Annotated in this window: 22 protein-coding genes; 4 read left to right on the top strand and 18 right to left on the bottom strand. The window is 65.9% G+C overall.

Annotated elements, in window-relative coordinates:
• The first annotated feature begins 627 nt into the window (after positions 1-627).
• Positions 628-1,173 carry a glutathione peroxidase gene (locus W930_RS0116555; RefSeq protein WP_023597198.1) on the top strand — a complete coding sequence of 182 codons (546 nt, stop codon included), beginning with the start codon at positions 628-630 and terminating at the stop codon, positions 1,171-1,173.
• A gap of 259 nt (positions 1,174-1,432) precedes the next feature.
• Here the strand turns inward: W930_RS0116555 and W930_RS0116550 are convergent, their stop codons facing one another.
• The 18 genes from W930_RS0116550 to W930_RS0116465 all read right to left on the bottom strand — a co-directional run bounded on the left by W930_RS0116550 (position 1,433) and on the right by W930_RS0116465 (position 17,987).
• The gene (locus W930_RS0116550) at positions 1,433-2,404 is read right to left on the bottom strand and encodes a VOC family protein (protein ID WP_023873364.1); all 972 of its coding nucleotides are present in this window, start codon (positions 2,402-2,404) and stop codon (positions 1,433-1,435) included.
• A 33-nt stretch (positions 2,405-2,437) separates the two neighbouring features.
• Positions 2,438-3,403, bottom strand: coding sequence for a PDR/VanB family oxidoreductase (locus W930_RS0116545; RefSeq protein WP_023873362.1), 966 nt, complete (start codon positions 3,401-3,403; stop codon positions 2,438-2,440).
• 41 nt (positions 3,404-3,444) lie between these two features.
• Positions 3,445-3,891 carry a RidA family protein gene (locus tag W930_RS0116540; RefSeq protein ID WP_024788811.1) on the bottom strand — a complete coding sequence of 149 codons (447 nt, stop codon included), beginning with the start codon at positions 3,889-3,891 and terminating at the stop codon, positions 3,445-3,447.
• Between the two features lie 17 nt (positions 3,892-3,908).
• Complete coding sequence (locus W930_RS0116535; RefSeq protein ID WP_023597202.1) at positions 3,909-4,940, bottom strand: aromatic ring-hydroxylating dioxygenase subunit alpha; 1,032 nt, start codon at positions 4,938-4,940, stop codon at positions 3,909-3,911.
• A gap of 65 nt (positions 4,941-5,005) precedes the next feature.
• On the bottom strand, positions 5,006-5,224 hold the full coding sequence (locus W930_RS0116530; RefSeq protein WP_023597203.1) for a recombinase-like helix-turn-helix domain-containing protein: 219 nt from the start codon (positions 5,222-5,224) through the stop codon (positions 5,006-5,008).
• Positions 5,224-5,586, bottom strand: a complete 363-nt coding sequence (locus W930_RS0116525; protein ID WP_023597204.1) for a hypothetical protein — start codon at positions 5,584-5,586, stop codon at positions 5,224-5,226. Before W930_RS0116525 ends, W930_RS0116530 begins: the two co-directional genes overlap by 1 nt.
• Positions 5,587-5,599: 13 nt before the next feature.
• On the bottom strand, positions 5,600-6,610 hold the full coding sequence (locus W930_RS0116520; RefSeq protein ID WP_023597205.1) for an ABC transporter substrate-binding protein: 1,011 nt from the start codon (positions 6,608-6,610) through the stop codon (positions 5,600-5,602).
• Positions 6,611-6,683: 73 nt separating this feature from the next.
• Positions 6,684-8,180, bottom strand: coding sequence for an aldehyde dehydrogenase (locus W930_RS0116515; RefSeq protein ID WP_023597206.1), 1,497 nt, complete (start codon positions 8,178-8,180; stop codon positions 6,684-6,686).
• Between the two features lie 13 nt (positions 8,181-8,193).
• Positions 8,194-9,012, bottom strand: coding sequence for an aspartate dehydrogenase (locus W930_RS0116510; RefSeq protein WP_023873357.1), 819 nt, complete (start codon positions 9,010-9,012; stop codon positions 8,194-8,196).
• Positions 9,005-10,657 carry a thiamine pyrophosphate-binding protein gene (locus tag W930_RS0116505; protein WP_023873356.1) on the bottom strand — a complete coding sequence of 551 codons (1,653 nt, stop codon included), beginning with the start codon at positions 10,655-10,657 and terminating at the stop codon, positions 9,005-9,007. The genes W930_RS0116510 and W930_RS0116505 overlap by 8 nt, the downstream gene beginning before the upstream one ends.
• Positions 10,650-11,456 carry an SDR family oxidoreductase gene (locus tag W930_RS0116500; protein ID WP_023597209.1) on the bottom strand — a complete coding sequence of 269 codons (807 nt, stop codon included), beginning with the start codon at positions 11,454-11,456 and terminating at the stop codon, positions 10,650-10,652. Before W930_RS0116500 ends, W930_RS0116505 begins: the two co-directional genes overlap by 8 nt.
• Positions 11,453-12,319: an IclR family transcriptional regulator gene (locus tag W930_RS0116495; RefSeq protein WP_023873355.1), complete on the bottom strand. Its 867-nt coding sequence runs from the start codon at positions 12,317-12,319 to the stop codon at positions 11,453-11,455. Before W930_RS0116495 ends, W930_RS0116500 begins: the two co-directional genes overlap by 4 nt.
• Positions 12,320-12,392: 73 nt before the next feature.
• Positions 12,393-13,319: an alpha/beta fold hydrolase gene (locus W930_RS0116490; protein WP_023597211.1), complete on the bottom strand. Its 927-nt coding sequence runs from the start codon at positions 13,317-13,319 to the stop codon at positions 12,393-12,395.
• A 149-nt stretch (positions 13,320-13,468) separates the two neighbouring features.
• Complete coding sequence (locus W930_RS0116485) at positions 13,469-14,026, bottom strand: cupin domain-containing protein (RefSeq protein ID WP_023597212.1); 558 nt, start codon at positions 14,024-14,026, stop codon at positions 13,469-13,471.
• A gap of 58 nt (positions 14,027-14,084) precedes the next feature.
• Positions 14,085-14,876, bottom strand: a complete 792-nt coding sequence (locus W930_RS0116480; protein WP_023873352.1) for an SDR family oxidoreductase — start codon at positions 14,874-14,876, stop codon at positions 14,085-14,087.
• Between the two features lie 16 nt (positions 14,877-14,892).
• Positions 14,893-15,675, bottom strand: a complete 783-nt coding sequence (locus tag W930_RS0116475) for an ABC transporter permease (protein WP_023597214.1) — start codon at positions 15,673-15,675, stop codon at positions 14,893-14,895.
• Between the two features lie 40 nt (positions 15,676-15,715).
• Positions 15,716-16,585, bottom strand: a complete 870-nt coding sequence (locus W930_RS0116470; RefSeq protein ID WP_024788813.1) for an ABC transporter ATP-binding protein — start codon at positions 16,583-16,585, stop codon at positions 15,716-15,718.
• 325 nt (positions 16,586-16,910) lie between these two features.
• Entirely contained in the window at positions 16,911-17,987 is a 1,077-nt protein-coding gene (locus tag W930_RS0116465) for a porin (protein WP_023873350.1), read from the bottom strand.
• Positions 17,988-18,490: 503 nt separating this feature from the next.
• Between W930_RS0116465 and W930_RS0116460 the strand changes: the two genes are divergently transcribed.
• The 3 genes from W930_RS0116460 (at position 18,491) to W930_RS27795 (ending at position 23,054) form a co-directional block, all read left to right on the top strand.
• Positions 18,491-19,648, top strand: a complete 1,158-nt coding sequence (locus W930_RS0116460) for an FAD-dependent monooxygenase (protein ID WP_023873349.1) — start codon at positions 18,491-18,493, stop codon at positions 19,646-19,648.
• 54 nt (positions 19,649-19,702) lie between these two features.
• On the top strand, positions 19,703-20,557 hold the full coding sequence (locus tag W930_RS0116455; RefSeq protein ID WP_023597218.1) for an IclR family transcriptional regulator: 855 nt from the start codon (positions 19,703-19,705) through the stop codon (positions 20,555-20,557).
• 82 nt (positions 20,558-20,639) lie between these two features.
• Complete coding sequence (locus tag W930_RS27795; protein ID WP_023873348.1) at positions 20,640-23,054, top strand: M66 family metalloprotease; 2,415 nt, start codon at positions 20,640-20,642, stop codon at positions 23,052-23,054.
• Positions 23,055-23,128: the final 74 nt, after the last annotated feature.

Raw genomic sequence — 23,128 nt, 5'->3', positions numbered from 1 at the left:
GGCTCGGCCGCAGGCGTGCCGGGACATCGCTGCGAGAACCATTTCCGGCAGCGGATGCGTCAGGGATTCAGGCGAGAAAAATGCGCTCGTGCGCTACGTCAGGCGGGGGTCCGGTCGCCGCACGGGAGAGTCAGCAGAAGCACGCGCGGAAGCGTGGATTTTTAGAGAAGTTTTACAAAACATTCGGACTACCCCGTAAATATTGACAGGCGCCTTGCCTTTTGATTTTGTTGCTTGTTTTTGTCCGGCGAATCCTTTCATATGCTTTTTCGACTGTCAATCGACAATCGTCGAGTTTCCTTTAAATGCCTGATTTTATTAAGTTATACAAAACAATAAAAAACAACGATTCGTCCCCCAATCGTCCTACTTTTATTCGAAAATTACTCCACTCAATGAGGGCCATAACAACAATGGGATGCTGCCTTCTCGAAGCATGCGTTCGCACCACCTCGTGAACCTTCCAGGGGATTGCATGCTCGCGGCGCGGGATGGACTGGCACAGGTCGACGTCACGGTTGCGCCGCCCGTCCTGCGGGCCCGCCGGGCTTGCGCTACACTCGTTCGACCCTGCGCGGCTCGCCTCGGGCGGCACGCCCTTTCCCACATCAAGGACACGACACGCACATGACCACGAACCTCGAAACCATTCCCGTCAATCGGAACGACGGCAGCGCCGCGACCCTGGGCGACTACGCCGGCAAAGTCCGTCTCGTCGTCAACGTCGCGTCGAAGTGCGGTCTCACGCCGCAATACGAAGGCCTGGAGCGCCTCTACGAAGACAAGCGCAACGCCGGCCTCGAAGTCCTGGCCTTCCCGGCGAACAATTTCAAGGGTCAGGAGCCCGGCACCGACGCCGAGATCCTCGACTTCTGCACCACGCAGTACAACGTGACCTTCCCCCTGTTCGCCAAGATTTCCGTGATCGGCGAAGACCGTCACCCGCTGTACACGGCACTGGTGCAGGCCAGGCCGGAAGCCACCGGCGAAGGGCCGTTTCGAGAGCGCCTGAAGGGTTTCGGCGTCGAGCGCGAGAACCCCGCCGACGTCCTGTGGAACTTCGAGAAATTTCTAATTGGCCGGAATGGTCAGGTCGTGGCGCGCTTCTCGCCGGACGTGAAGGCCGACGATCCGCGTCTGGTGGCCGCCATCGACGCCGAACTGGCCAAGTAAGCGAGTCCGGGGGCGGCGCCGGGATCGCCGCGAGAATACAAAAGGGGGCTGCGCAAACGCATGCCCCCTCTGGTGCCGCCAGCCGCCGCAAGACGGTTGCCGGCGCACGATATTCGCCGCTCGTGCACGGCCTGCGTCTGGACAGACCGTGCACGGGCCTCATGGCGAGATATCGCGCGCCGGTTCCCGCTTCTCGCGACAACTCGCGAAAGCCGGGCGCCTCATTCCCCCCGGAGTGAGGCGCCCGCGATGACCGACCTCAGCGCTTGGCCGTGTCGGTCATGAACTTGCCGCCCGGCGCTTCGCCGCCCTTCTTCTGACGGCGCGTGTTCCCATCGATCCCGCCGTCCACCGCCCACTCGGCGAACACCGTGGGCCCCGGCTCGAAATCGCGCGGCTGCCATTCCGGCGTGAGGATGTCCTCGTCGGCGTAATACTCGATGAGCGCGCCGCAAGGATTCTTGAAGTACCAGAAGTACGCCGACGAAATCGGGTGACGGCCCGGCCCGAGCTGCGTTTCCCAACCGCACCGATCGATGTGCATGCCTCCCCCGAACACTTCGTGGATGTCCCGCACGGTGAACGCCACGTGATTGAGGCCTCGCTTGCCGTTGGGCAGCGCCAGCAGGAACAGGTCATGGTGACCGCCGTGCGGCGCGCAGCGCATGAACGCGCCGCGATCCGGGTAGCGATCCGACAACTCGAAGCCGAGCTTGTCTTCGTAGAACTTCTGCGTGGCCGCCAGTGCGTTGGTGAAAAACACCACGTGGCCGACCTCGATCGGCTGCGCCCGCTCGTACACCGGACTCGGCGTATTCACGCGCTGCGCCGGAATGCCCCACGGGTTGGTCGGTGCGCCCTTCACGTCGATGGCGCGCTTGGCGGTGACTTCCACACGCAGGGCCAGCCCGTTCGGGTCGATGCAACCGGTCGCGCCGTCCCTGAAGTAGTAGCCCGGCTGGTCCGCGAGACGATCCGCGATGGCCGCGACCTCCTGGGCCGTCGTCACGCCCCACGTGACCTCGCGCAAGGTGGGTCCCTCCTCCATGGCGGGCGGCAGTGCTGAATCGTCGTGGCGCACCGCCAGCACGCGAGCACCGTTGAGCGTCTCGAAGCGTGCGCCATTGGCGTCGGCGGACACTTCCGTGAGGCCCCAGTCGGCCAGGAAGCGGCGGCAGGTGTCGAGGTCGGTGACCCCGTAGGTGATTTGTTCGATGCCCAGAATCGTCATGTCTGTCTCGGGGAGGGGTTCAGGGTGTGGCAATCACAGATCGAGTGTCAGACGGTCGCCCTTGCAACCCGACACGCAGATCATCATCACCTTGTTGGACGCACGCTCGGCCGCGCTGAGCACCGAGTCGCGATGGTCGGGGCAGCCTTCGAGCACGCGCGTCTCGCACGCGCCGCAAACACCCTCCATGCAGCTGTGTTCGGCGTCGATGCCCGCGGCAAGCAACGTTTCGAGCAGCGTGGCGCCGGCAGGCACCGCAACTTCCCTGCCGGACTTCGCGAGCGTTACCACGTAGCCCTCGGACGTTGCGGGAGGGGGTGCGTCCGGCGCGGCGGAAAAGCGTTCGATATGCACGTGGTCGATGCCGGCTGCGGCGCAGGCCGCCTCGAACGCGTCGAGCATCACGCCCGGGCCGCAGCAGTAGGCGTGCGTGCCCGCCGGCTGCCCGCTCAGAAAAGCCGCAAGCGATGCCGGCTTGCCGCCGTGCTGGTCGTCGAAGTGATAGGTCACGTCGCCGCCCAGGGCGTCGAGCTCATCGAGGAACGCCGCCTGCGGCGCCGTGCGGGCGCAGTACATCAGCTTGACGCTTCGGCCCAGCGAGCGGAGCCGACGGTACATGCACAGGATCGGCGTCACGCCGATCCCGCCCGCCACCAGCACCGTGTGCTCGGCCGTCTCGTCGAGTTCGAAGTGGTTGCGCGGCGCCGAAATGTCCAGCGTCATGCCCACGCGGAAGTTGTCGTGAATGAAGCGCGAACCGCCACGGCTTTTCGGGTCGGCCAGAATGCCCAGCACGTAGCGATTCGGCTCGCCGGGGGCATTCACGAGCGAATAGCTGCGCACCAACCCGCTCGGCAGATGCAGGTCGATGTGCGCGCCCGGCGTGAAATCCGGAAACGGGGTACCGCTGCCCGACGCGGGCACGAGTTCGATGCTCATGATGCCCGCCGCTTCGTAGCGCAGCGTGCGCACCATTGCCGACAGGTTTGACTTGCTCATAACGCCGCTCTCTGATGTTGCTGATTCTCTTGTCGTGCGGGTCAGCCCGCCACGGACAAATCGATGTCGAGTCGCGCGAACGCCTCGATCTCCACGCGCAGCTCCGGGAACACGAGGCCGCTCACCTGCACCAGCGTCGAACACGGATACGCACCGCCGTTTGCCGCCACCGCCGCGAAGCACTCGCGGCGCGCGCGACCGACTTCGTCCTTGTCGGCGATATCGGTCACGTACACCACCAGCTTGTAGACGTTCGCCAGGCGCCCGCCGCCCGCCTCGACCAGCGCCCGGATCTTGCCCAGCACCACCAGCGTCTGTTCGTAGGTCGTGAGCGGCTTGTCGGCGTTGCGCGTGGCCGGATGCGCGGTCATGCCCGACATCAGGATTTCATTGCCGAAGCGAATGCCGTTGCTCCACGTGGCCGTTTCCAGATCGGGCACCGCCACGGCGCGCAGGCGTTGCGCCTCGAGAGGTTGATCGACTGGCATGACGTGTCCCGCGCCGATCACGCCTTGCCCGGCTGCATGCGCTCGAGCTCTGCCTTCGCCAGGTTCTTCAGATGGCGACGCAGGCGCACGATGCCCATGTCGTGCTGATACAGATGCTCGTGCTGATTGGCGTCGGGCTCCATGTCCTCCAGCATCACGCGATCCTGCTCGAGCACTGCCCAATGGCGCGCCTCGAGACGATTGCGGTACAGGAAGCGCCACGTGTCGCGCTGCCAGCCGTCGAGCTTGCGGCAACGCCAGTGGAACACGGCCGCGAGCGTCGGCGAAATCGGCGTGTAGCTGCCCACGATCACGAAGTTGCCGCCGGGGCCGCCCGTCTTCGGATACGGAATCTCGAGACGCATCCAGTGCGTGCCGGTATCGGCCCACTCGGTCCAGTCGAAGTTCACATCGCGCTGGCCTTCTTTCTCGAAGACGAAACCACGCTCGGTGTCGCGAATGCGGAACGCCGCCGTGTTGTCGCCCTCGGCCATCGAGTGCGACTGCTTGTGCAGATAGGTGCCGTGCATCGGGTCCATCACGTTGTCGAGCACGTAACGGTAGTCGCCCTTCCACTCCGTGTAGCACAGGAACGACGAGAAAGCGCCGTCGGCGTCGAGCTCTTCCGGCAGCACCAGCGGCGGCGGCGTGTCGATGTTGCCGGTGGCGTTGTACAGCCAGATCGCGTCATTGCGTTCGACGATGTGGTAGGCCTGTGTGGGACGCGAGCCTTCGAGCTTGCAGCCCGGGCTGCCCGGCACGCGCATGACGGTGCCATCGCAGCGTACCTGCACCCCGTGATAGCCGCAGGCGATGCGGTCTCCCATCACGATCCCCTTGGAGAGCGGTGCGCCGCGGTGCGGGCAATGGTCGTCGAGGGCGTGGACCTGATTGTCCTGATCGCGCCAGAACACGAGCTTCTTGCCCAGACGTCGCAGCGAGACCGGCTCGCGGCCGACCATGTGCGACGGGCAGATCGGATACCAGAGGTTCTTCAGGCCGCGCTCGAGAATGGCGTCGGCGGTAAGAATGGGTTGTTGCGTAGTCATGGGGGACATCTCCGTCGCAGTCGCCGGGCGCAGGCAGCGCTCGGCGATCGCGCAATGTTTGGGGTTTACTCTTCGGCCAGCCGGGCGATCTGCGCCTTGTAGATTTCTTCGGTCCACACGTCGCCTTCCTGCGGGCCGGGGCCGGTACGGTTCAGATAGGCCACGAGGCCTGCCAGATCGTGCGTGCCGGCGGCGTAGGCGCGCTCGATGGCGTCGCCCAGCAGGCTTTCGTATTGCGTCGGCTCATGGCGACGCGCCTGATGCGGTTCGAGATAACGGTCCATCATTTCCCTCCATTGCGAACCCGTTCGCGAATGCGCGCATGCACGGGTACGAAGTCGTAAGTCGGATAGCATTCGGTGCGAAACACGCCCCATGCCGAGCGCTCCAGCTCCACATTGACCACCGGCAACAAATGCGGTGGCAATTCGAGCGTGACGATCTGGCCGAAGCCCATCGCGACCGTCCACGACACGACCTTGACGCCCTCGGGCGGGAAGCGCTCCCACCATTCGGCCGCCTTCAGGCGCTCCTGGAAATCGTCGAGATTGTTCGACTGATCGTGGCGCAGGAACACCGTGAGCAGCATCGTGCCGGATGGCCCGGCCGGTGACTCGTCCGGCGTTGCGATTGCGTTCTGGCTCATGAGGCGCCTCGCCTTACTGCACGAATTGATTGGTGAACAGGTCGGCCGGGTTCGACTTCTCGCGAATCACCTTTTCCTGCGCATAGAAGTCCTGCAGCTTGGTCACGCGCGCCGGATCGAAGGCGCCCAGGCGTTGCTGCCCCGGATACACATTACGCGCGTAGTACGTGAGAATCTTCTCGATCTCGGCTTCCTTGCCCTTGTAGCCCGGCACGCTCGCGCAGTATTCCTTCGCGGCGCCGGCCGGATCGCGCATGATCTCGGCCACCGACTTGATCGTGGCGCGCACGAACTTGCGAATCATCTCCGGGCGCTCGGCAATGGTCTTGTCCGAGGCCAGGATGGCCTGCGCCATGCCGGGGAAGTACTTGTCGGTCGACGTCATGGTGATCTTCACCCCGGCGTCCTCGATGTTCTGCGCCCACTCGGGCGTGCCGACCATCGCTTCGGCCTTGCCCGTGGCGACCTGCTGCCACACACCCGCCGGTCCGGCGCCCTGGATGCGGGCGTCGTTGCGCGTGAGACCGGCCGAGGCCAGCAGGCCGAGCGTGGCGTAGAAACCGGTGTCCTGATAGGCCAGCACGGTGATCGTCTTGCCCTTCAGGTCGGCGGGCGACTTGATGTTCGCGTCGTCGCGCACGACCAGCTGGTGCAGCGTGCGTCCGCCAAGCAGCGCCACGCCCTTGATGGTGATGCCGTTCGGACGCAGCACGATCGGCGTGTCGCCCAGGCCGCCGCCCAGGTCGCCGTTGCCCGACGCGAGCTGCTTGCCCACGTCGGCGCCGCCCTGCACGGTCAGCCAGCGCACCGACAGGCCTTCGGCCGCGTAGTAGCCCTTCTTCTCGGCCAGCATCAGCGGCGCGAACGCCGGCAGGTTCGCCGGGGCCGGGAGCAGATAGGTGATCTGCTGCGTGGCCGGTTGCGCCATGGCGGGCGCGGCCAGCCCCGAAAGACCGGCCACGGCGCACAGGCCGGCCGTCAGAAAGGCGCGGCGCGCCAACGATCCACGGAAAATCGACAACATATCTCTGCCTCGCTCAGTTGCGGTTACCGCGATGCCCCGTGCATCGCGGCTTGTTCTGCCATCACTTGCCCGATCAGACCTTGCCCGCCCAGCCGAGCGGGTTGTCGTTCATGCCCCAGTAGAGGCTTTTCTGATGGGTGTATTCCAACAATCCCAGACGCCCCTTCTCACGCCCCATGCCGCTCTCCTTCCAGCCGCCGAACGGCGTCGAGATCGAGAACTGCTTGTAGGTATTGATCCAGACGGTCCCCGTTTCCAGCGCACGACCGATGCGCCACGCGCGCTTGTAGTCGCGCGTCCAGATGCCCGCGGCAAGTCCGTAGACGCTGTCGTTGGCCTCGGCCAGCAAATCGTCCTCGTTCTCGAACGGCAGCACGGCGAGCACGGGTCCGAAGATTTCCTCCTGCACCATGCGCGCCCGATTGGTCAGGCCCTCGATGATGGTCGGCGAGTAGAAATATCCCTTCTCGCGACCGTCGCCCACCGGACGCTCGCCGCCGCACAGCAGGCGACCGCCCTCCTCCAGTCCGATGGCGACATAACGTTCGATCGACTCGCGGTGCGCCGACGTGACGAGCGGGCCCATTTGCGTATCTTCACGCAGCGGATCGCCAACGCGCAGCTGCTTCGCCCCGGCGACCAGACGCTCGACGAACGTGTCGAAGATGGCCTTGTGCACGAACAGGCGCGAGCCCGCGATGCACGATTCGCCCGACGAACTGAAGATGCCGTAGAGCACACCGGCCACGGCATGGTCGATATCGGCGTCCTCGAACACGATGGTCGGCGACTTGCCGCCTAGCTCCAGCGACACAGGCATGAGCTTCTCGGCGGCCAGACGCGCAATGCCGCGGCCGACTTCCGTGCCGCCCGTGAAGGCGACCTTCCTGACCTTGGGATGGCGCACCAGAATGTCGCCGATCACCGAGCCCTTGCCCGGCAGCACCGACAGCACACCACGCGGCACACCGGCGGCTTCGCAGATGCGGCCGAGTTCGAGCGAGGCGAGCGGCGTGACTTCCGCGGGCTTGAGCACCACGGCGTTGCCGGCGGCGAGCGCGGGTGCCAGCTTCTGCGCATCGGATGCGATCGGCGAGTTCCACGGCGTGATGGCGGCCACGACGCCCAGCGGTTCGTGCACGCTCATGGTGAGGTAATCGCCACGCGAGGGCGTGAGCGTTTCCTCCAGCGTCTCCAGGCACGAGGCGAAGTACCGGAAAGTGCCCGCCGCGCTTGCCACGAGCGCGCGCGTCTCGCTGATCGGCTTGCCGTTGTCGCGGCGTTGCAGATGCGCGAGCGCCTCGGCGCGTTGCGTGATGCCGTCGGCAACACGATGCAGCACGGCAGCGCGTTGATGCGGCTTGAGGCCCGCCCAGTCGGCACGGCGCCACGCCGCATCGGCCGCTTCCACGGCTTCGACGGCGTCCTCGGCGCCGGCTGCCGCGATCTCGGCATTCACACTCTCGTCGGCGGGATACAGGCTCTGATAGCGCTTGCCGGTACCGGCGCGCCATTCGCCGCCGACCAGAATGTCGCTCGAAAATCCCTGCAGCAAATCTTGATGGCTCATGATGCGGTTCCTGCTAGATCACACAGTTCGCGACGCGATTGCGCAGCGCGCGAATGGCCGAATACGCGGTCAGCGCCGAGGTCTTGGGATTGTCCGGCAACGGTTTGCCGCACATCTCCAGCGACATCTCGCCGAACGCGCCGCGCGCCGCGATGTGGTGCACGTTGCGCGTGGTCGCCGGGTCGGCGATCAGACGCACGCGCGTGGCGTCGAGGCCCAGGCCCGCGATGGCGACCGTGGCCGCCACGTTCGCGTTCTTCGGATACAGGCGCGCCGCTTCGCGGGCGCTGCCTTCGAAGATCACGGTGGCACGCGTGAGCGACGCGAGATCGCACACGTGCTCGGCGGGCGTGCCCTGCCATCCCAGCGGGGGCTTGCGGCCCGTGTACAGCACTTCGTCCAACCCGCCCTCGCGCGCGGCGGCAATCGCGTCGATGCCGCCAATGGCGCCCGAGAGCAGCGTGACGGTCGAGGCGCCGTCTCTCGCGGCCTGCTCCAGCGCGGCCAGCAGCGCGGTGTCGGACAGCGCACCGATGGAGGCGACCGCGCAGTCGACGCCCGACTTGAGCAACGGCACGACATGTCCGGACAGAGCGCTGTGGCCGGCACACTCCAGAACGAAATCCGGACGGCTCGACAGGGCGTCCGCCGAGGACACCACCTCGGTGCCCTCGCGCACGCTTTCGCGCACGCGGGCGGCCGCGTCCTCCGGCACGATCACGTGGCCCACGCGCAGGTGCGGATCGCTCGCGCACGCTTCGTAGACCTTCGAGCCGATCGCACCGAAGCCGATCAGCGCGACGTCGACGGGACGATGATTCAGCTCATGCATTGGCGGGCTCCCGGACCGGCGGGCCGGCAAAGTGAGACGCGAAGTTGCCGACCGACAGCATGTCGACCTCCAGCAGTACCGGGCCGTCGTGCGCGACGGCGCGCGCCACCGCGCTCTGCGCCTGGTCGATGTGCGTGATGCGTTCATGCTTGAGTTGCAGGCTCGCGCAAAACGCGGCGAAATCCGGTTGGTGCAGTTGCACGTAGTGACGACGGCCGCCGTACTGCGCGTCCTGAATGTTGCGGATCACGCCGTAGCACTGGTCGTTCATCAACAGGATCACGACCGGCGCCTTCTCCTGCACTGCCGTGGCGAGCTCGCCCACGTTGACCATGAGGCCGCCGTCGCCGCACAGCGCGACGGTCTTCTTCGCATTGCCCGCGAGCGCCGCGCCAATGCCCATCTGCATGCCCTGACCGATGCCGCCGCCGAGCGCGTGCACCCCGGCGCGCGGCGAAAAGATCTTCAGCAGGCGATTGCCCCACGTGCTGTTCGAGATCGTGACGTCTCGCACCCAGTTGAAATCGCGGCCCAGCGCGCCTTGCAGCGCGGCCACGAGCTGACGATACGGACCGAGCCCTTGCGCGACCTGGTCGATCGCCGCGTCGCGCGCGGCCGCCAGATCGGCGTGGAATGCCGGATCGACCGAAAGACGCCCCTGCAGGCGGTCGGCCAACGCGTTGAGCACGCGCGAGGCGTCGCCCTGCACGAAGAGGTCGTTGCGGTAGCCGCGATTGTCCGCGAGCCCGTCGGCATCGACCCGGTACAGCGGACGCGGCAGCGCGAGCTTGTACTTGAGCGTCTCGTTGCCGCGCAGGCGCGAACCGACGACGAGCACCGCGTCGCAAGTCCTGTAGAACTTCTCGACCGTCGGGTGAATGTTGAACGCGCCGAGCGTGGCGGCGTGGTCTTCCGGCACGATGCCGCGCCCCTGCACGCTCGTCACCACGCCGAAGCCCATGTCGACCAGACGCTTCACGGCCGCTTCCGCGCCCCGGGCGCCGCCGCCCAGCCACAGCAGCGGACGATGCGCCGCCGCCAGCTTGTCGGCCAGCTCCGCCACGCGAGCCTCGTCATGCGTGGGTACGGGAATGTGCGGCGCCGCGAGATCGGACGGCCACTCGATTTCGGCGGCCTGGATGTCGATCGGAATCTCCACGCTGACCGGGCCGGTCGGCGCCGTGAGCGCGGCGCGCACCGCTTCGCGCACCGTCGACAACGCCGTGTCCACGCAGCGCACGCGATAGGCCGCCTTGGAGATCGAGTTCAGCATGCTGAGCTGGTCCGGCGCTTCGTGGATGTACGCCAGATCGCGGTCGAGGAATTCCGTCTCGATCTGACCGGTGATGTGCAGCACGGGCGTGCCCGCCGTGAGCGCTTCGACCATGGCGCCGGCGGCATTGCCCGCGGCGGTGCCCGTGCTCGTGAACGCCACGCCGAGGCCACCCGACACGCGCGACAGGCCGTCGGCCATGTTCAGCGCGCCGGCTTCGCCGCGTGCGCCCACATAGCGGATTTTTTCGCGACGCGCGATGGCGTCGAGGATCGGCATGTTGTGAATCGAGATCACGCCAAATGCGGTCTGCACGCCGCACTGTTCGAGAAACGCCGCGATGACTTCGCCGACGGTGGTTTTGTTAGACATGTCTTGCCAGGCCTCCGGAAACATCGATGTGGCTGCCCGTCGTATAGGACGATTGCGGGCTGGCCAGGAAAAAGATCGCCGCGGCCGCCTCTTCAGGCTTGCCCAGACGTTGCAACTGGATTTGCTTCTTGCGCGCGAGCTCCCCGGTCCACTCCTGCCAGGTCTTGCCTTCGCCCTGCTCGGCAAAGCGCCGCCGCCACTGCCCCGACTCCACCAGTCCGATCAGGATCGAGTTGACGCGAATGCGATCGGGGGCGAACTCGCTTGCCATCGATCGCACCAGGTTCTGGATGCCGGCGCGCGCCGACGAGGTCGCCACCATGTGCGGCTCGGGCTGCAGCGCAAGCAGCGAATTGACGCAGACGATGGCCGCATCCCCGGTCTCGCCCGCGGCCTCGCGCAGCATCGGCAGGCAGGCGCGGGTGGTGCGGATCACGCTGAAGTATTTCAGTTCGAGCTCTTCGCGCCAGGCGTCGTCGGTGGTGTCCGCGAACGTCGAGACACGGCCCTGGCCCGCATTGTTGACAAGCATGTCGAGACGGCCGAATTCGTCGCGGATACGCGCGGCGAGCGCCGCAACGTCGCTCTCGACGAGCACGTTGCATTGCGCCGCGATGAGGCGCGCCTGCGGGTGACGCTCGCGCAGATGCGCCTCGGCCTGCGCCAGACGTTCCGGGTTGCGCCCGCAAATCGCCACGGCCGCACCGGCGTCGAGCAGGCGCCCGGCCGTGGCGAGGCCGATGCCGGACGTGCCGCCCGTGACCAGCGCCGCGCGTGAGGAGAGGTCGATCTTGATCATTTCAATCCCAGTGACTTCATGTAGGGGGAGGTGCGGCCGTCGCCGCCCGGCCGGTAATTCAGACGGTGCGAGAGCGCGTCGGCGGCTTCGCGCACCTGCCCGATCAGTCCCGCGTCGAGCATTGCCGAATCGATGTTCGCGCGCGGGATCGTGACCGTGATCGCGGCGCAGATGCGGCCCGCGTCGTTGCGTACCGGCGCGCTCACGACGCTTATGCCGCGCTCGAAGGACGAGGCCGAGACGGCATACCCGCGTTCGGCGTCCTCGCGCACGCGCTCGAACAACTCGGCGAGCGTCTCGGGGGTCTGCGGCGTGTATTTCTCCAGCGTCTTCTCGGGATACAGCGCACGCAGTTCGGCGAGCGTGAGATCGCCCATCAGCACATGGCCGTGGACCGTGGCATGCGCAGGCAAGCGCGTACCGACGTTGACCTTGATCGAATTGAACACCCCGGCCACGCTCTGCGCCTTGGCCACGAACACGATGTCGCGCCCGTCGCGAATCACGATGTGCGACGTCAGCTGGGTGGCATCGCGCAGCCGCTCGATGATGGGAATGCCCAGATCGGTGAGCTCCAGCGAGCTCAGGTATTCGAAGCCCAGACGCAGCACCGCCACGCCCAGACGGAAGTTCTTTTCGCTGCCCGCGCGCTCGAGAAAGCCCATCGCCTCAAGCGTTTGCAGCAAACGGAAGACCGTCGTGCGCGGAATACCGAGGCGCTGCGAGAGCTCCGGTGCGCTGAAGACCGACTCGCGCGGCGAGAATTGCGTCAGGATGCGCAGGCCGCGCTCCAGCCCCGGCACGAGGTAACGCGATTCGGCGGGCGCCGCCTCGGCGACTTCGTCGTCCAGCGTGTCCTGCATGTCCTGTACGTCCTGCGTGCTGTCGTCGATCGACGCCGCGGCGACGGCGCGTTTCGGATTGGCGGGTGCCATATCAACGCTCCCCTGCCGCAATGCGCCCGAGCCACGCGGCAAGCGCGGCATCGAGCACGTCGGGCGTTTCAATGTAAGACGCGTGGCCGGCCCCTTCGATAATCTGAAGCGGCACACCGGCGACGTCGGCAATCGCCTGGCAGCTCGCGGGAGGGGTGACGCCATCGTGGGCGCCGACGGCCACCGCGACGGGGCCGGCCTTGGCCGCCGCGTACCGGGCCAGGTCGCCCGCCACATCGCCGTTCGAGAGCAGATGGGTCGCCTGCGCGTAGCCCTCGGGCCGCACCCGCGACATGTTCCACTTCACCCAGGCGCGCGGCAGGTCGGCCGCGTTCGGTGCCACGAGGTTGTCGCTGCGTTCGCGCGCCATGCCCGCGGGACCGAGTTTGTGAAGCATCGCCAGGCGGCTGTCGCGCTTGGCCGCCCGGACTGCCGGGTCGGCCTTGCCGTAGCCCCCTGCCGGCGAGCACAGAAACAGGCCGAGCACGCGGTGCGGCGCACGCGCGGCAAACCTCGACGCCATGATCGCGCCGAGCGAATGGCCGGCCACCGCCACGCGCGCAAGACCGAGCGCATCGAGCCACGCTTCGAGGGCGTCGGCGTAGGCGTCGGCATCCGGCTCGGCAGGCGCGACATTCGTTGTCTGACCGTAGCCAGGGGCATCCCAGGCATAAAGCGAGGCGCCAAGGCCCGTCGCTTCGAACTGCGCCAGCCACGACGCCGCCCCCGACCCGATGCCGTGCAGCATCACCACAGGGACGGCATCAGCGGCTTGCGCCGTCGCGCAGCGATAGCCGACGGTCCCCGCGCGCGTGGTGACGGTGCGATACGGGAAGGCCGCCAGGCGCGCGCGCAGGGCGGCGACATCGGGGACATCGGCGTCTGCGGACACTTCGGACACTTCGGACGAGTTGGCTTGGGCTTGCATGGCTGAGGCTGAACGTCTGGCTTCGTGAATTCTTGCCGGCGAATGGCACGCGAATGGCACGCGAATCGCATGCGTTTCACCGGACTTCGGCCGGGGCGGCCTGTCGTGGATGCGCCGAGCGCCGGCCCACCCCGGGCGCCCCCGGCGGATTACTTTTGCTCGCGCTTGATCTTCGCGAGCGGCGAATCGGGCGGATACGTGGGCGTGACCGGCTTTTGCGAGCCGAGCATCACGCACATGAGCGCGTCTTCGTCGCCGATGTTGATCTCCGTGCGATACACGCCCGGCGGCACCGAGATCAGGTCGCGCTCACCCAGAATCGCTTCCCACGTCTCGCCGTCGCGCTCGCAGATCACCTTCATCTTGCCGCGCATCACGAAGAAGATTTCCTCGACGTCCATGTGAATGTGGCTCGGTCCGATGTTGCCGGCCGGAATCACCATCGTGGAGAACGTGAAGTGGCCGGCGGGCACCGTGTTGGCGTCGCGCGCCACGCCCGTGCCACCCGTGCCCACGTAGCGCATCTGCGCGCGGCGATACTTCGGGTCGTAGTCGGCCTGGAACTTCAGGGCGTCCCAGTCGTACTTGCGTGTGGAAAAGCGCGCCACGCGCGTATCCAGCCATTCGGCGAACGACTGTCCTTCGGCCTGCGTCCAGCTCTCGACGGCCTGGGGCGTCGCGGTATTTTTAGCTTCGGCTTGCGCCATGATGTAACTCCTTGAAGGCGTTGCGAATTGAGTGCGTCTAGGGCTATGGCCGGTTTCGTCAGTACATGACAAAACCGCCGTTGACCGGCAATACCTGCCCGGTCACGAATCGGGATGCGTCGGAGAGCAGGAACAACACGGGACCGATCACGTCGTCCGGCACCTGCGCGCGCGGCAGCGCACGTCCTTCCAGATAGTGGCGATGGCGCTCGGCCGGCACGTAAGCCGTGGCCTCGACTTCGACGAGGCCCGGCGCGATGGCATTGACGGTGATGCCGTCCGGGCCGAGCTCGCGTGCGAGCGAACGCGTCATGGCCATGACCGCGCCCTTGCTGGCGGTGTAGGCGAGCAGGCGCGGCGCGCCCCACAACGCGGTGTCCGAGGCGATGTTCACGACACGCCCCTGACCCGAGGCGCGCAGGAACGGCAATGCCGCCATGGTCATGAGCCAGGTGCCACGCACGTTGACATTCATCACCGCGTCCCACGTCTCGAGGCTCAGCTCGGTGGCCGGCTTGCCGCCCGAGTTGGTGATCGCGCCGTTGTTGACCAATCCGTCGATGCCGCCCATTTGATCGGCCGCCGCCCTGGCTGCCGCCTCGATCGAGGTTGGGTCCGACAGATCGACGCGCACGAACGACACGGCGTGGCCGGCCTTGCGCAGCGCTTCGGCCAGCGCCTCTCCGGCCGGCGCGGCGATATCGGCAATCGTCACCGCGGCGCCCCGCGCGGCGGCCGCGCGGACGAAACCTTCGCCAAGGCCACGGGCGCCGCCCGTGATCAGCAGCTTCTTGCCGTCGAGCGGCGCAAGCGTAGCGGTGTCGAGCGCGGGGATGGGCAGTTCGGTCACGTTGGTACTCCGTTGCTCAGGCGATGTTCATCGCGGCGCGCGGCACGTAGTGCAGCGCACGGCGTTCGAGCCAGACCACCGCGGCGTACGCGGCAATACCGATGACGGTCAGGCCGGCGATGGAGACGAACACCATCGCGGTGTTGCCCTGACCCTCGCCGTAGACGAGCAGGTAGCCCAGGCCTCGGTCACCGCCGACCAGTTCGCCCACGGTCACGCCGATCACGGCGAGCGTGGAGGCGATGCGCAAGCCGGCGAACAGCGCCTGCATGGCCGACGGGAATTCGACGAAGCGGAAAATCTGCCAGCGGCGGCCGCACAGCGCACGCACCAGATTGACCATGTCGGGATCGACCGAGCGCACCGCGCCGAGCACGTTGATCATCACGGGGAAAAAGACGATCAGCACCGCGACGAGGATCTTCGGGTAGATGGTGTAGCCCATCCACATCACGAACAACGGCGCGAACGCCACCTTCGGCGCGATCTGCAACGCAAGGATGTACGGCGAGAGCATCGCCTCGGTCGACGGCGACAGGCCGAGAATTACACCGATGATCACGCCCAGCGCCGAGCCGATGACGAAGCCCGCGATCACTTCGAGCGCCGTCACACCAATGTGCAGCCAGAGGTTCTCGACCTCGAACATGCGCACGCCCTCGACGATCGTCGACGAGAGCTTGGGCAGCACGAACTCGGGCACGCCGAATGCCGTCGGGCCCCATTGCCATACGGCGGCGAAGATCAGCAGCAGCAGAATGCTGCCGGCGGTCAGTTGCGTTTTGGAAAGGGATTTCATAGCGGGAATTTCCAGTGGCTTGCGATGTCGATGGCGGCGATCAACCGAGGTGGTCGTCGCGGCCGACCTTGAGCAGTTCCATCAGATGCGCGACGTACTCGTTCATGCCGGCCTGCTTGCGCCGCTCGATGGGATTGTCGCGATGCGGCAGATCGACCGTGATCTCTTCGATGATCGTGCCCGGGCGCTCGCTCATCACGAACACGCGATCCGACAGCGCGATCGCTTCGGCCAGATCGTGCGTGATCATCAGCGCCGTCTTGCCCTCGGCGGCGAGCATTTGCGCGAGATCCTGCTGGAGCACCATCTTGGTTTGCGCGTCGAGCGCCGAGAATGGCTCGTCCATGAGCAGCACGTCGGGCTCGACGGCCAGCGTGCGCGCGAGCGCCGCGCGCTGACGCATGCCGCCCGACAACTGGTGCGGATAGTGATTCTCGAAGCCCTTCAGATGGCAGCGCGCGAGCAACGCCCGGGCGACCTCGGCACGTTCGGCCTTGCCGCGTCCGCGAATCTGCATGCCCAGCTCCACGTTCTTCTGGATCGAGCGCCACGGCATGAGCAAATCCTTCTGCAGCATGAATGCGACTTGCTGCGAGGGTCCGCGCACCGGCTTGCCCGCGAGCGTCACCTGCCCTTCGCTCGGCGCGTACAGGCCGGCGCCCATGTTGAGCAGCGTGCTTTTGCCGCAGCCGCTCGGCCCGATGAGCGAGACGAACTCACCCGTCTTGATGCCGATCGACACGTTCGAGACGGCCGTCATCTCGCCCTTGCCCTGGCGATTCCTGAACCGACGCGTGACGCCGCGGTACTCGATCGCGAACGGCATGGGTGCCGACGCGGGCTGCGCCTGACGTGCCTCGGCATGGGCCTCGGCAACGTTCGCGTCCTTCAATTGAATCGACCTGAGCATGGGAAACCACCGTGTTTCTGGATGTTCAACTTGCGCCGGGCAGCCCTTGGTAACGCTTCGCTTGCATGGGCTGCCTGCCTGTCTTTCGCCTTCGTCGTACGTTTCATATGTGAAACGTTGATTTACTTATGGATCAATTATAGGGAGGGATCGACGGAGTCAAAATTGTTTTTTGACTAGGGGAAACCCGTAACCGCGTACGTTTAGCCGTTTTTTGCCGTGAGAAATCCCATGCGCCATAAAAAAACGCCGACAGGCGCGAGCCGGTCGGCGTGTGAAGTGAGACCACTGGGTGAAAACCCGCGAAGGCAGGCGCGCCGCTCGTTCAGAACGCGTGATGCACGCCGGAAAGGATGACGAACTGGTTCGACGTCGACGACGCGCCGATCGTATTGATGGCCGTGATCGCGCCGTTGCCGCTGGCGTGCTGGTACACGCCGCTCAGATAGACCTGGGTGCGCTTGGACAGCGCATAGACGTCACCCAGGCTGAACTGCGTCCAGCGTTTGCCCGACATGTTGGTGGACGCCGCGCCGAAGGTGATCGTGTTGGCAACGCTCGTGGCGTAGTTCGCACCGGCGTCGAACGACTGGTAGGTATCGCTGTACCCGGGCGACTGGAGCTTCACGCGGGTGTAGAGCGCGTGCAGCAGCCACGAACCGAAGCCGTACGACATGCCGGCCCCCATGTTCTCGACATTCGACGCCGCGTAGGCCCCCACCGGCTGCCCCTGGAAAGTCGCGCCACCGAGCACGGCCACGTTGGGCGTACGGTTATTCTCGTTCGAGTACACCGCCGACGCCTTGAAGCCGCCGTTCGTATAGTTCGCCGCCACGCTCCACTTGCGACCGTTGGCGAAGTTCGTCGTGTTGCCCAGGGAAATCATGGCGCCGGCCTTGAAGCCCGCGAAATCCGGCGTGACGTAGCGCACAGAGTTGTCCACCTGGACAACCGACGTGTTCGCGAGTTCGTCGAGGTTGCCCGGGTGGAACATGTACCAGTTCATCCCCAGATAGGCGGTGCTCATCGGCCCCAGCCAGTCAAAGTTGAACGTCGTCATGTGACCGAGCGTCAGCGTGCCCATCCTGTCGGATTGCAGGCCCACCCACGACTGTCGGTTGAACATCGAACCCGCCTTGATCGTGTTGCCGCTCAGGGTCGAGAAGCCATTCTCCAACAGGAAGATGGCACGATTGCCGCCACCCAGATCTTCCACGCCGCGAAAGCCCCAGCGATCCGGCTGCGTGGCGCCCTGTTGCGCCATCCAGTTGGCGCTACCACCCTGATTGTTCACGTAGGCCACGCCGGCGTCCATGCTGCCGTACAACGTCACGTTGCTCTGCGCATGCGCCGCGACCGGCACGCCCGCTGCCAGCAGCATGGCCGCCGCCAGCTTCGTCATGCCCGGGATCCGCCCCGTCGGAAACCGCTTCATCTGTGCACTCCTGTCATTCGATGATTCGAGAACGGTGGTCACGCACGGCCACCTCGCGTCCCGCCGGTTCGTCCACCCGACCTTCCGCACTTTTACGCCGCACGTTCCACCTATGAAACGTTGGATCACTTATGAAACCAACTGTGCAGAGCTTAGGTCAGATGGCGCGCGAGTCTCGCAGCGGAGATGCACGAATTGCCGTACGTAAATTGGCGTGCTACCGCACGCCTGTTGCACCACCGGTGGCACGACACGCAAGGCGTGCGGCAGCGCCATTCGTCCCGTCGGCGTTGCCGTTCGTCCGATGCGCCGGGCCTTCGGCGGCCCATCGCATGCTCAGGATTTACCCGAAGAAGGGTTGCGGCAAGTCGAATCAAAAACAATAATATTTGAACATCATGTTCATATTTGAACATTTAATTTTTTCGATTCACCGGCGGCTTACGCCACTTTTGTAAAAGGTGTTCTCCATGCAAGCTCCCCTCATCGGCATCAACGGCGCCGGCATCGGCGGTCTGGCCGCGGCCATCGGTTTGCTGCGCGCCGGATTTCGCGTGCGCGTGTTCGAGCAGGCGGCGCAGTTCGCCCGCGTTGGCGCCGACATCAATCTGACGCCGAACGCCGTGCGTGCGCTCGACGGTCTCGGTGTTGGCGACGCGTTGCGCGAGACAGCGGCGCAGCCGAGCCACCGGATCAGCCGCACTTGGGACACCGGCGAAGAGACGTCGCGTCTGGAGATGGCGCAGACCGCGCAGGCGAAGTACGGCGCGCCACAGCTCACGATGCATCGCGCGGATCTGCTCCAGGCGCTGGAGCGGGCCGTGCCCGCCGACGCAATCGCGCTCGGCAAGAAGCTCGTGTCGTTCGAAGCGCCGCCGCAGGGGCAACCCGGATCGATTCGCCTCACCTTTGCCGATGGCACGCATGACGACGTGGACGTGCTCATCGGTGCCGACGGTATCCACTCGGTGGTGAGAACCGGCCTGTTCGGGCCGGAGTCGCCGGAGTTCACGGGCGTGGTCGCGTATCGCGCGGTGGTGCCTGCGCACAGGCTAGACGGCCTGCCGAATCTCGGCGCGTTCACGAAGTGGTGGGGCCCGAACCCGTCGAGCCAGATCGTGACCTTCCCGCTCAACCTCGGGCGCGATATCTTCGTGTTCGCCACGACGCCGCAAGACAGCTGGACACTCGAATCGTGGACGGCGCCGGGCGACGTGAACGAGTTGCGGGCCATGTATGCCGATTACCACGGCGAGGCCCGCGCCTTGCTCGATGCGTGCGACAGCGTGCTGAAGTCGGCGCTGTACGTGCGCGATCCGTTGCCGCAGTGGTCACGCGAGCGCGTATCGCTGCTGGGCGACGCCTGCCATCCGATGATGCCGTTCATGGCACAGGGCGCGGGCATGGCGATCGAGGATGCTGTGGTACTGTCTCGCCACCTCGCCGCGGCCGGCACGCAGGCCGACGCCGTGTCGCTGGCGGACGCACTCGGACGCTACGAAGCCGCGCGCCGCGAGCGCACGGCGCGCGTGCAGATCGGCTCGCGCGGCAATCAGTGGCTCAAGGAAGGCGGCAACGCCGACTGGGTCTACGAATACGACGCGTGGCAGACACCGCTCGCGGCTTAAGCGGCCCACGCCGCTCGCACGCCGCGCCGGCGCCCTTTCAACGGAATCGAACGCATGACGAAAGCCGCACCCGACACCGACCGCGCCGACGGCGCCGCGGATGCCCCCGACACAGCGCAAGCCGGTCTCGTCACACCGGTCATGCGCGCGCTCAAGCTGCTCCGCTTCGTGGCGGACGGCGGCTCGACGGCGAACCTGAGCGAGGTCGGTCGTCGCATCGGGGTAAACCGCGTGACCGTCATGCGCCTGATCGAGACGCTGCAGTTCGAGGGCGTGCTCGAACCGCTCGCGCAAGGCGGTCATCGACTCGGACTCGGGTTCCTGACGCTCGCGGCCACTGCGCTGGCGGGCGAGGATCATCTGGCGACGGCGCGACGCGTGCTCACGCGCGTGACGGGCGAGACGGGGCTGTCGAGTTACCTGACCGTGCTGGACGGCGCAAACGTACGCTATCTGCTGTGCGAGACGCCGGCCTTGCCGCTGGTGAGCAATATTCGTGCAGGCAGTCGCGTCACCGCGCATCTGACAGCGCCGGGGCGGGCGTTGCTCGCGCATTTGAGCGGGGAACGCCGCCGCGCGTTGCTCGGACCGGAGCCGCTTGCAGCGGTGACGGCGCAAAGCGCACGCACGTACGCCGCGCTCGACGCCCAGCTGGCCGCCGATCGCGACGCGGGCTGTGCGTGGAGCCAGGACGGCTTCGAAGCGGGCATCGACGCCTGCGCCGCGGCCGTGCTCGACAGCCATGGCCGACCGCTCGCCGCGCTGAGCGTGGCCGGACCACGCACGCTTGTCGGCACCGACCCCCGCACCCGCGAGCGCACGGCCCGCGCCGTGAAGTCCGGCGCCGCCGACCTGGCCGTGTTGCTGACGGATTCACCGGCGTTTCTCGCCGCTGCCGAGCGGGGGTGAGGCGATAACTGTCAACCTTGACAGTGGTTGAGCACGCAACGCGCGGAGCACCATGAACTCCCTCGGACACCGCAGAGAGGTCATGATGAACAAAGCCCCGCCCCCTTCCGTCTCCGCATCCCCGACGCGCAGCGCCGCATCGCGCACCACCTGCTGCGGTCACGACGTTCTGCATCGCGATGCCGATCGTGCACACTGCGGCACGCAATCGCCGGGCGCCACGCTCGACGCCGATGAACCGCTGATCTTCGACGCGCTGCCCTGGCCCAACGACCTCGAGGGCGCGCTCGCCGCCGGTGTGCGCTTCGTGCAGCACCACGTGATTGCCATGACGCCCGTGGCGCCCGAGGCGCCGCACGTCCTGACCTCGCGTCGCAAGACCCTGCTGCTGGTCAGGCCGCAAGTCGCGCTCGTGTCGCTGCAGGTGACCGGCATCGACCGCACCGGCACGTCGATTGGGGCACTGGCGATGCACCCGCCCGAACAGTTGCCGAAGACCGTCTATCACCACGACGACGCTTCGGATGGCGCCGCGCCGGCCGATGACGAAGAGAATCAACGCCTCATCTACGCGGAGAATGTGTGGAGCGTCGAACTGCCCCCCTCCTGGATCGAGCCGGGATTGCAGTTGCACTTCGACAGCCCGGCCGGCGGCGGACAACTCGCGGACCTCCGGGTCGGTGCGCCCGTGGAGGTGCTCCTCCATACCATCGACATCGGCATGCTCACGCCGCCGCGAAACGCCTTTCGGTTTGCCGGCGAGCCTGCGCTGCAACGGGAGTACTTTCAGACGGTGCCGCTGCGCAAGCTGATCGTGAACCAATACGAAGCGATTCACTGGCAGCCGGTCATGCTTCCCGACGGCACGCTGCTCACGGACAATGCGCCCGATGAGGGCGACTGGCACCAGGGCACATTCCGTGCGCTGAGCTGGTCGCTGATCTCGAGCGCCATTCATCTGGCCAATCTGGGGCAGAACGCCTCGTCTGGCAGTGAAGACGCGGCCGCGCATGACATTGCGCAGTTCACCGTGAGCAACGTACGCGGCAATTACGCCAACGGCGTGGTCACGCACGGCGGCATTGCCTACTCTGGCTTCACGACGACGGTGGAGTTCTCGGAAGGCAACGAGTTCAGTCACGAGGTCGGGCACGTTTTCCACCTCGATCACTACCCGGGCGGTTTCGACGGATCGATTCATCGCGCGGCCGGCCAGCCCAATTCCACGTGGGGTTGGGACATGGATCTGCATCGATTCATTCCGAACTTCTTCCCCGGTCGCTCCGGAGAGGATACGTGTCAGGACGACATCTGCGAGCCGCCCTTTCACGACCGAAGTTTTGGCCGCGACGCGATGGCCGGCGGAGAACCGTTTTCGGATCGAAATCGTTATACGTTGCACACCCCCTACAGCACTCGCATCGTCCACGACGCGCTGAGCGGCTATCGCGTTTTCAGCGCCGAATCGCCAACGGGGTATCGCGCGTGGGATGCCGAGTCGCAGACCATGCAAGCCGCGCAGACACTCGTTCGCACCAAGGATATCGCGTATGCCGATTACGCCGACCTCGGCGAGGCAGCGTTGGCAGCGCTGCTCGCCACGGCGGATATCGTGAGAATCGATCTCACGATCGGCTATTTCGTCGAGTCCATACACGTGCCCGCCGCCTCTGCGGCAAATCGTACTCAGGCGATCTCCATCGAAGGCAGCGTGGGCTATCCGATCGATTTGCATATCAATGGACAGACGATCGTCATTTCGGAGCCGGTCCACCTGTGCTTTGTCAGCGACGGCGAACGCTGGAACGAGGGTTATGTACCACTTTACGACTGGATGGCACGAGCGCGAGCGCGCAACGCGTCGATGAACGAGACCTACATGGGGGTACTGTTCGAGCAAAATAACCTGGTCGAAGTCCACATCACGGACGAGGACTGGGTGGCCGATGTGGCCGTCCCGCAACTGTCATTGCTCTGGGACCGCATCGTCGTCATCAACCATGACGCCGAGAACAGCACCACGCTTGCCATCAACGGACAGTCGATGCCGATATCGCGCGGTCAGTCAAAAGTGTTTCGCTGGAATTTTTCCGACGAGCGCTGGGTGGAATACGGCCACACCTTCGATACCGCCGCCCCCAGGACACCATCGACCGTCGGCGTGCCGGTCACGACGCTCGTCGGCTTCTACGATCCGCAAGGCACGCTGCCGGCGCACATCTTCCCTGCGCTTCACGGCGCCTACGGCATGCTGCATGAGGCCGATGGCGACGTGAGCGCGACCTGCCGCCTGGTCGTCGACGGGCCGGGCGGCGAACAGCACTTCAGGCTGTTCCGATCGCGCGGCTATCCTCACGAAATGAACAAGTTTCACGTCAACATCCCCGAGTCGACACAAGCGCGTTCCGCGTACGTTGTCGTGAATGGCGCGGTCGTCGCGCAACTTGCCATCCAACCGGCGGCATCCGTGCCGCAGGTGTTTGTATACGGCGAATGACAAGGCGGCCCCGACGCGCCGCTTCGGGGCATCGGGGCATCGGGGCCGCCGGGCCGTCGGGGCGTCGGGGCGTC

Source organism: Pandoraea sp. E26, from assembly GCF_000681415.1.
GTDB classification, from domain to species: Bacteria; Pseudomonadota; Gammaproteobacteria; order Burkholderiales; family Burkholderiaceae; genus Pandoraea; species Pandoraea pnomenusa.
The sequence above is the reverse complement of the archived record's forward strand: the minus strand, read 5'-3'. Positions and strand labels throughout refer to the sequence as shown.

Coding starts and splice junctions, on each gene's coding strand:
- W930_RS0116515 (WP_023597206.1), bottom strand. CDS start 8,180: ATGAGCCATCAAGATTTGCTGCAGGGATTTTCGAGCGACATTCTGGTC.
- W930_RS0116485 (WP_023597212.1), bottom strand. CDS start 14,026: ATGGCGCAAGCCGAAGCTAAAAATACCGCGACGCCCCAGGCCGTCGAG.
- W930_RS0116540 (WP_024788811.1), bottom strand. CDS start 3,891: ATGCCAGTCGATCAACCTCTCGAGGCGCAACGCCTGCGCGCCGTGGCG.
- W930_RS0116505 (WP_023873356.1), bottom strand. CDS start 10,657: ATGTCTAACAAAACCACCGTCGGCGAAGTCATCGCGGCGTTTCTCGAA.
- W930_RS0116465 (WP_023873350.1), bottom strand. CDS start 17,987: ATGACGAAGCTGGCGGCGGCCATGCTGCTGGCAGCGGGCGTGCCGGTC.
- W930_RS0116500 (WP_023597209.1), bottom strand. CDS start 11,456: ATGATCAAGATCGACCTCTCCTCACGCGCGGCGCTGGTCACGGGCGGC.
- W930_RS0116510 (WP_023873357.1), bottom strand. CDS start 9,012: ATGCATGAGCTGAATCATCGTCCCGTCGACGTCGCGCTGATCGGCTTC.
- W930_RS0116545 (WP_023873362.1), bottom strand. CDS start 3,403: ATGAGCAAGTCAAACCTGTCGGCAATGGTGCGCACGCTGCGCTACGAA.
- W930_RS0116530 (WP_023597203.1), bottom strand. CDS start 5,224: ATGGACCGTTATCTCGAACCGCATCAGGCGCGTCGCCATGAGCCGACG.
- W930_RS0116555 (WP_023597198.1), top strand. CDS start 628: ATGACCACGAACCTCGAAACCATTCCCGTCAATCGGAACGACGGCAGC.
- W930_RS0116455 (WP_023597218.1), top strand. CDS start 19,703: ATGACGAAAGCCGCACCCGACACCGACCGCGCCGACGGCGCCGCGGAT.
- W930_RS0116475 (WP_023597214.1), bottom strand. CDS start 15,675: ATGAAATCCCTTTCCAAAACGCAACTGACCGCCGGCAGCATTCTGCTG.
- W930_RS0116535 (WP_023597202.1), bottom strand. CDS start 4,940: ATGACTACGCAACAACCCATTCTTACCGCCGACGCCATTCTCGAGCGC.
- W930_RS0116495 (WP_023873355.1), bottom strand. CDS start 12,319: ATGCAGGACACGCTGGACGACGAAGTCGCCGAGGCGGCGCCCGCCGAA.
- W930_RS0116470 (WP_024788813.1), bottom strand. CDS start 16,585: ATGCTCAGGTCGATTCAATTGAAGGACGCGAACGTTGCCGAGGCCCAT.
- W930_RS0116520 (WP_023597205.1), bottom strand. CDS start 6,610: ATGTTGTCGATTTTCCGTGGATCGTTGGCGCGCCGCGCCTTTCTGACG.
- W930_RS0116490 (WP_023597211.1), bottom strand. CDS start 13,319: ATGCAAGCCCAAGCCAACTCGTCCGAAGTGTCCGAAGTGTCCGCAGAC.
- W930_RS0116525 (WP_023597204.1), bottom strand. CDS start 5,586: ATGAGCCAGAACGCAATCGCAACGCCGGACGAGTCACCGGCCGGGCCA.
- W930_RS0116550 (WP_023873364.1), bottom strand. CDS start 2,404: ATGACGATTCTGGGCATCGAACAAATCACCTACGGGGTCACCGACCTC.
- W930_RS27795 (WP_023873348.1), top strand. CDS start 20,640: ATGATGAACAAAGCCCCGCCCCCTTCCGTCTCCGCATCCCCGACGCGC.
- W930_RS0116460 (WP_023873349.1), top strand. CDS start 18,491: ATGCAAGCTCCCCTCATCGGCATCAACGGCGCCGGCATCGGCGGTCTG.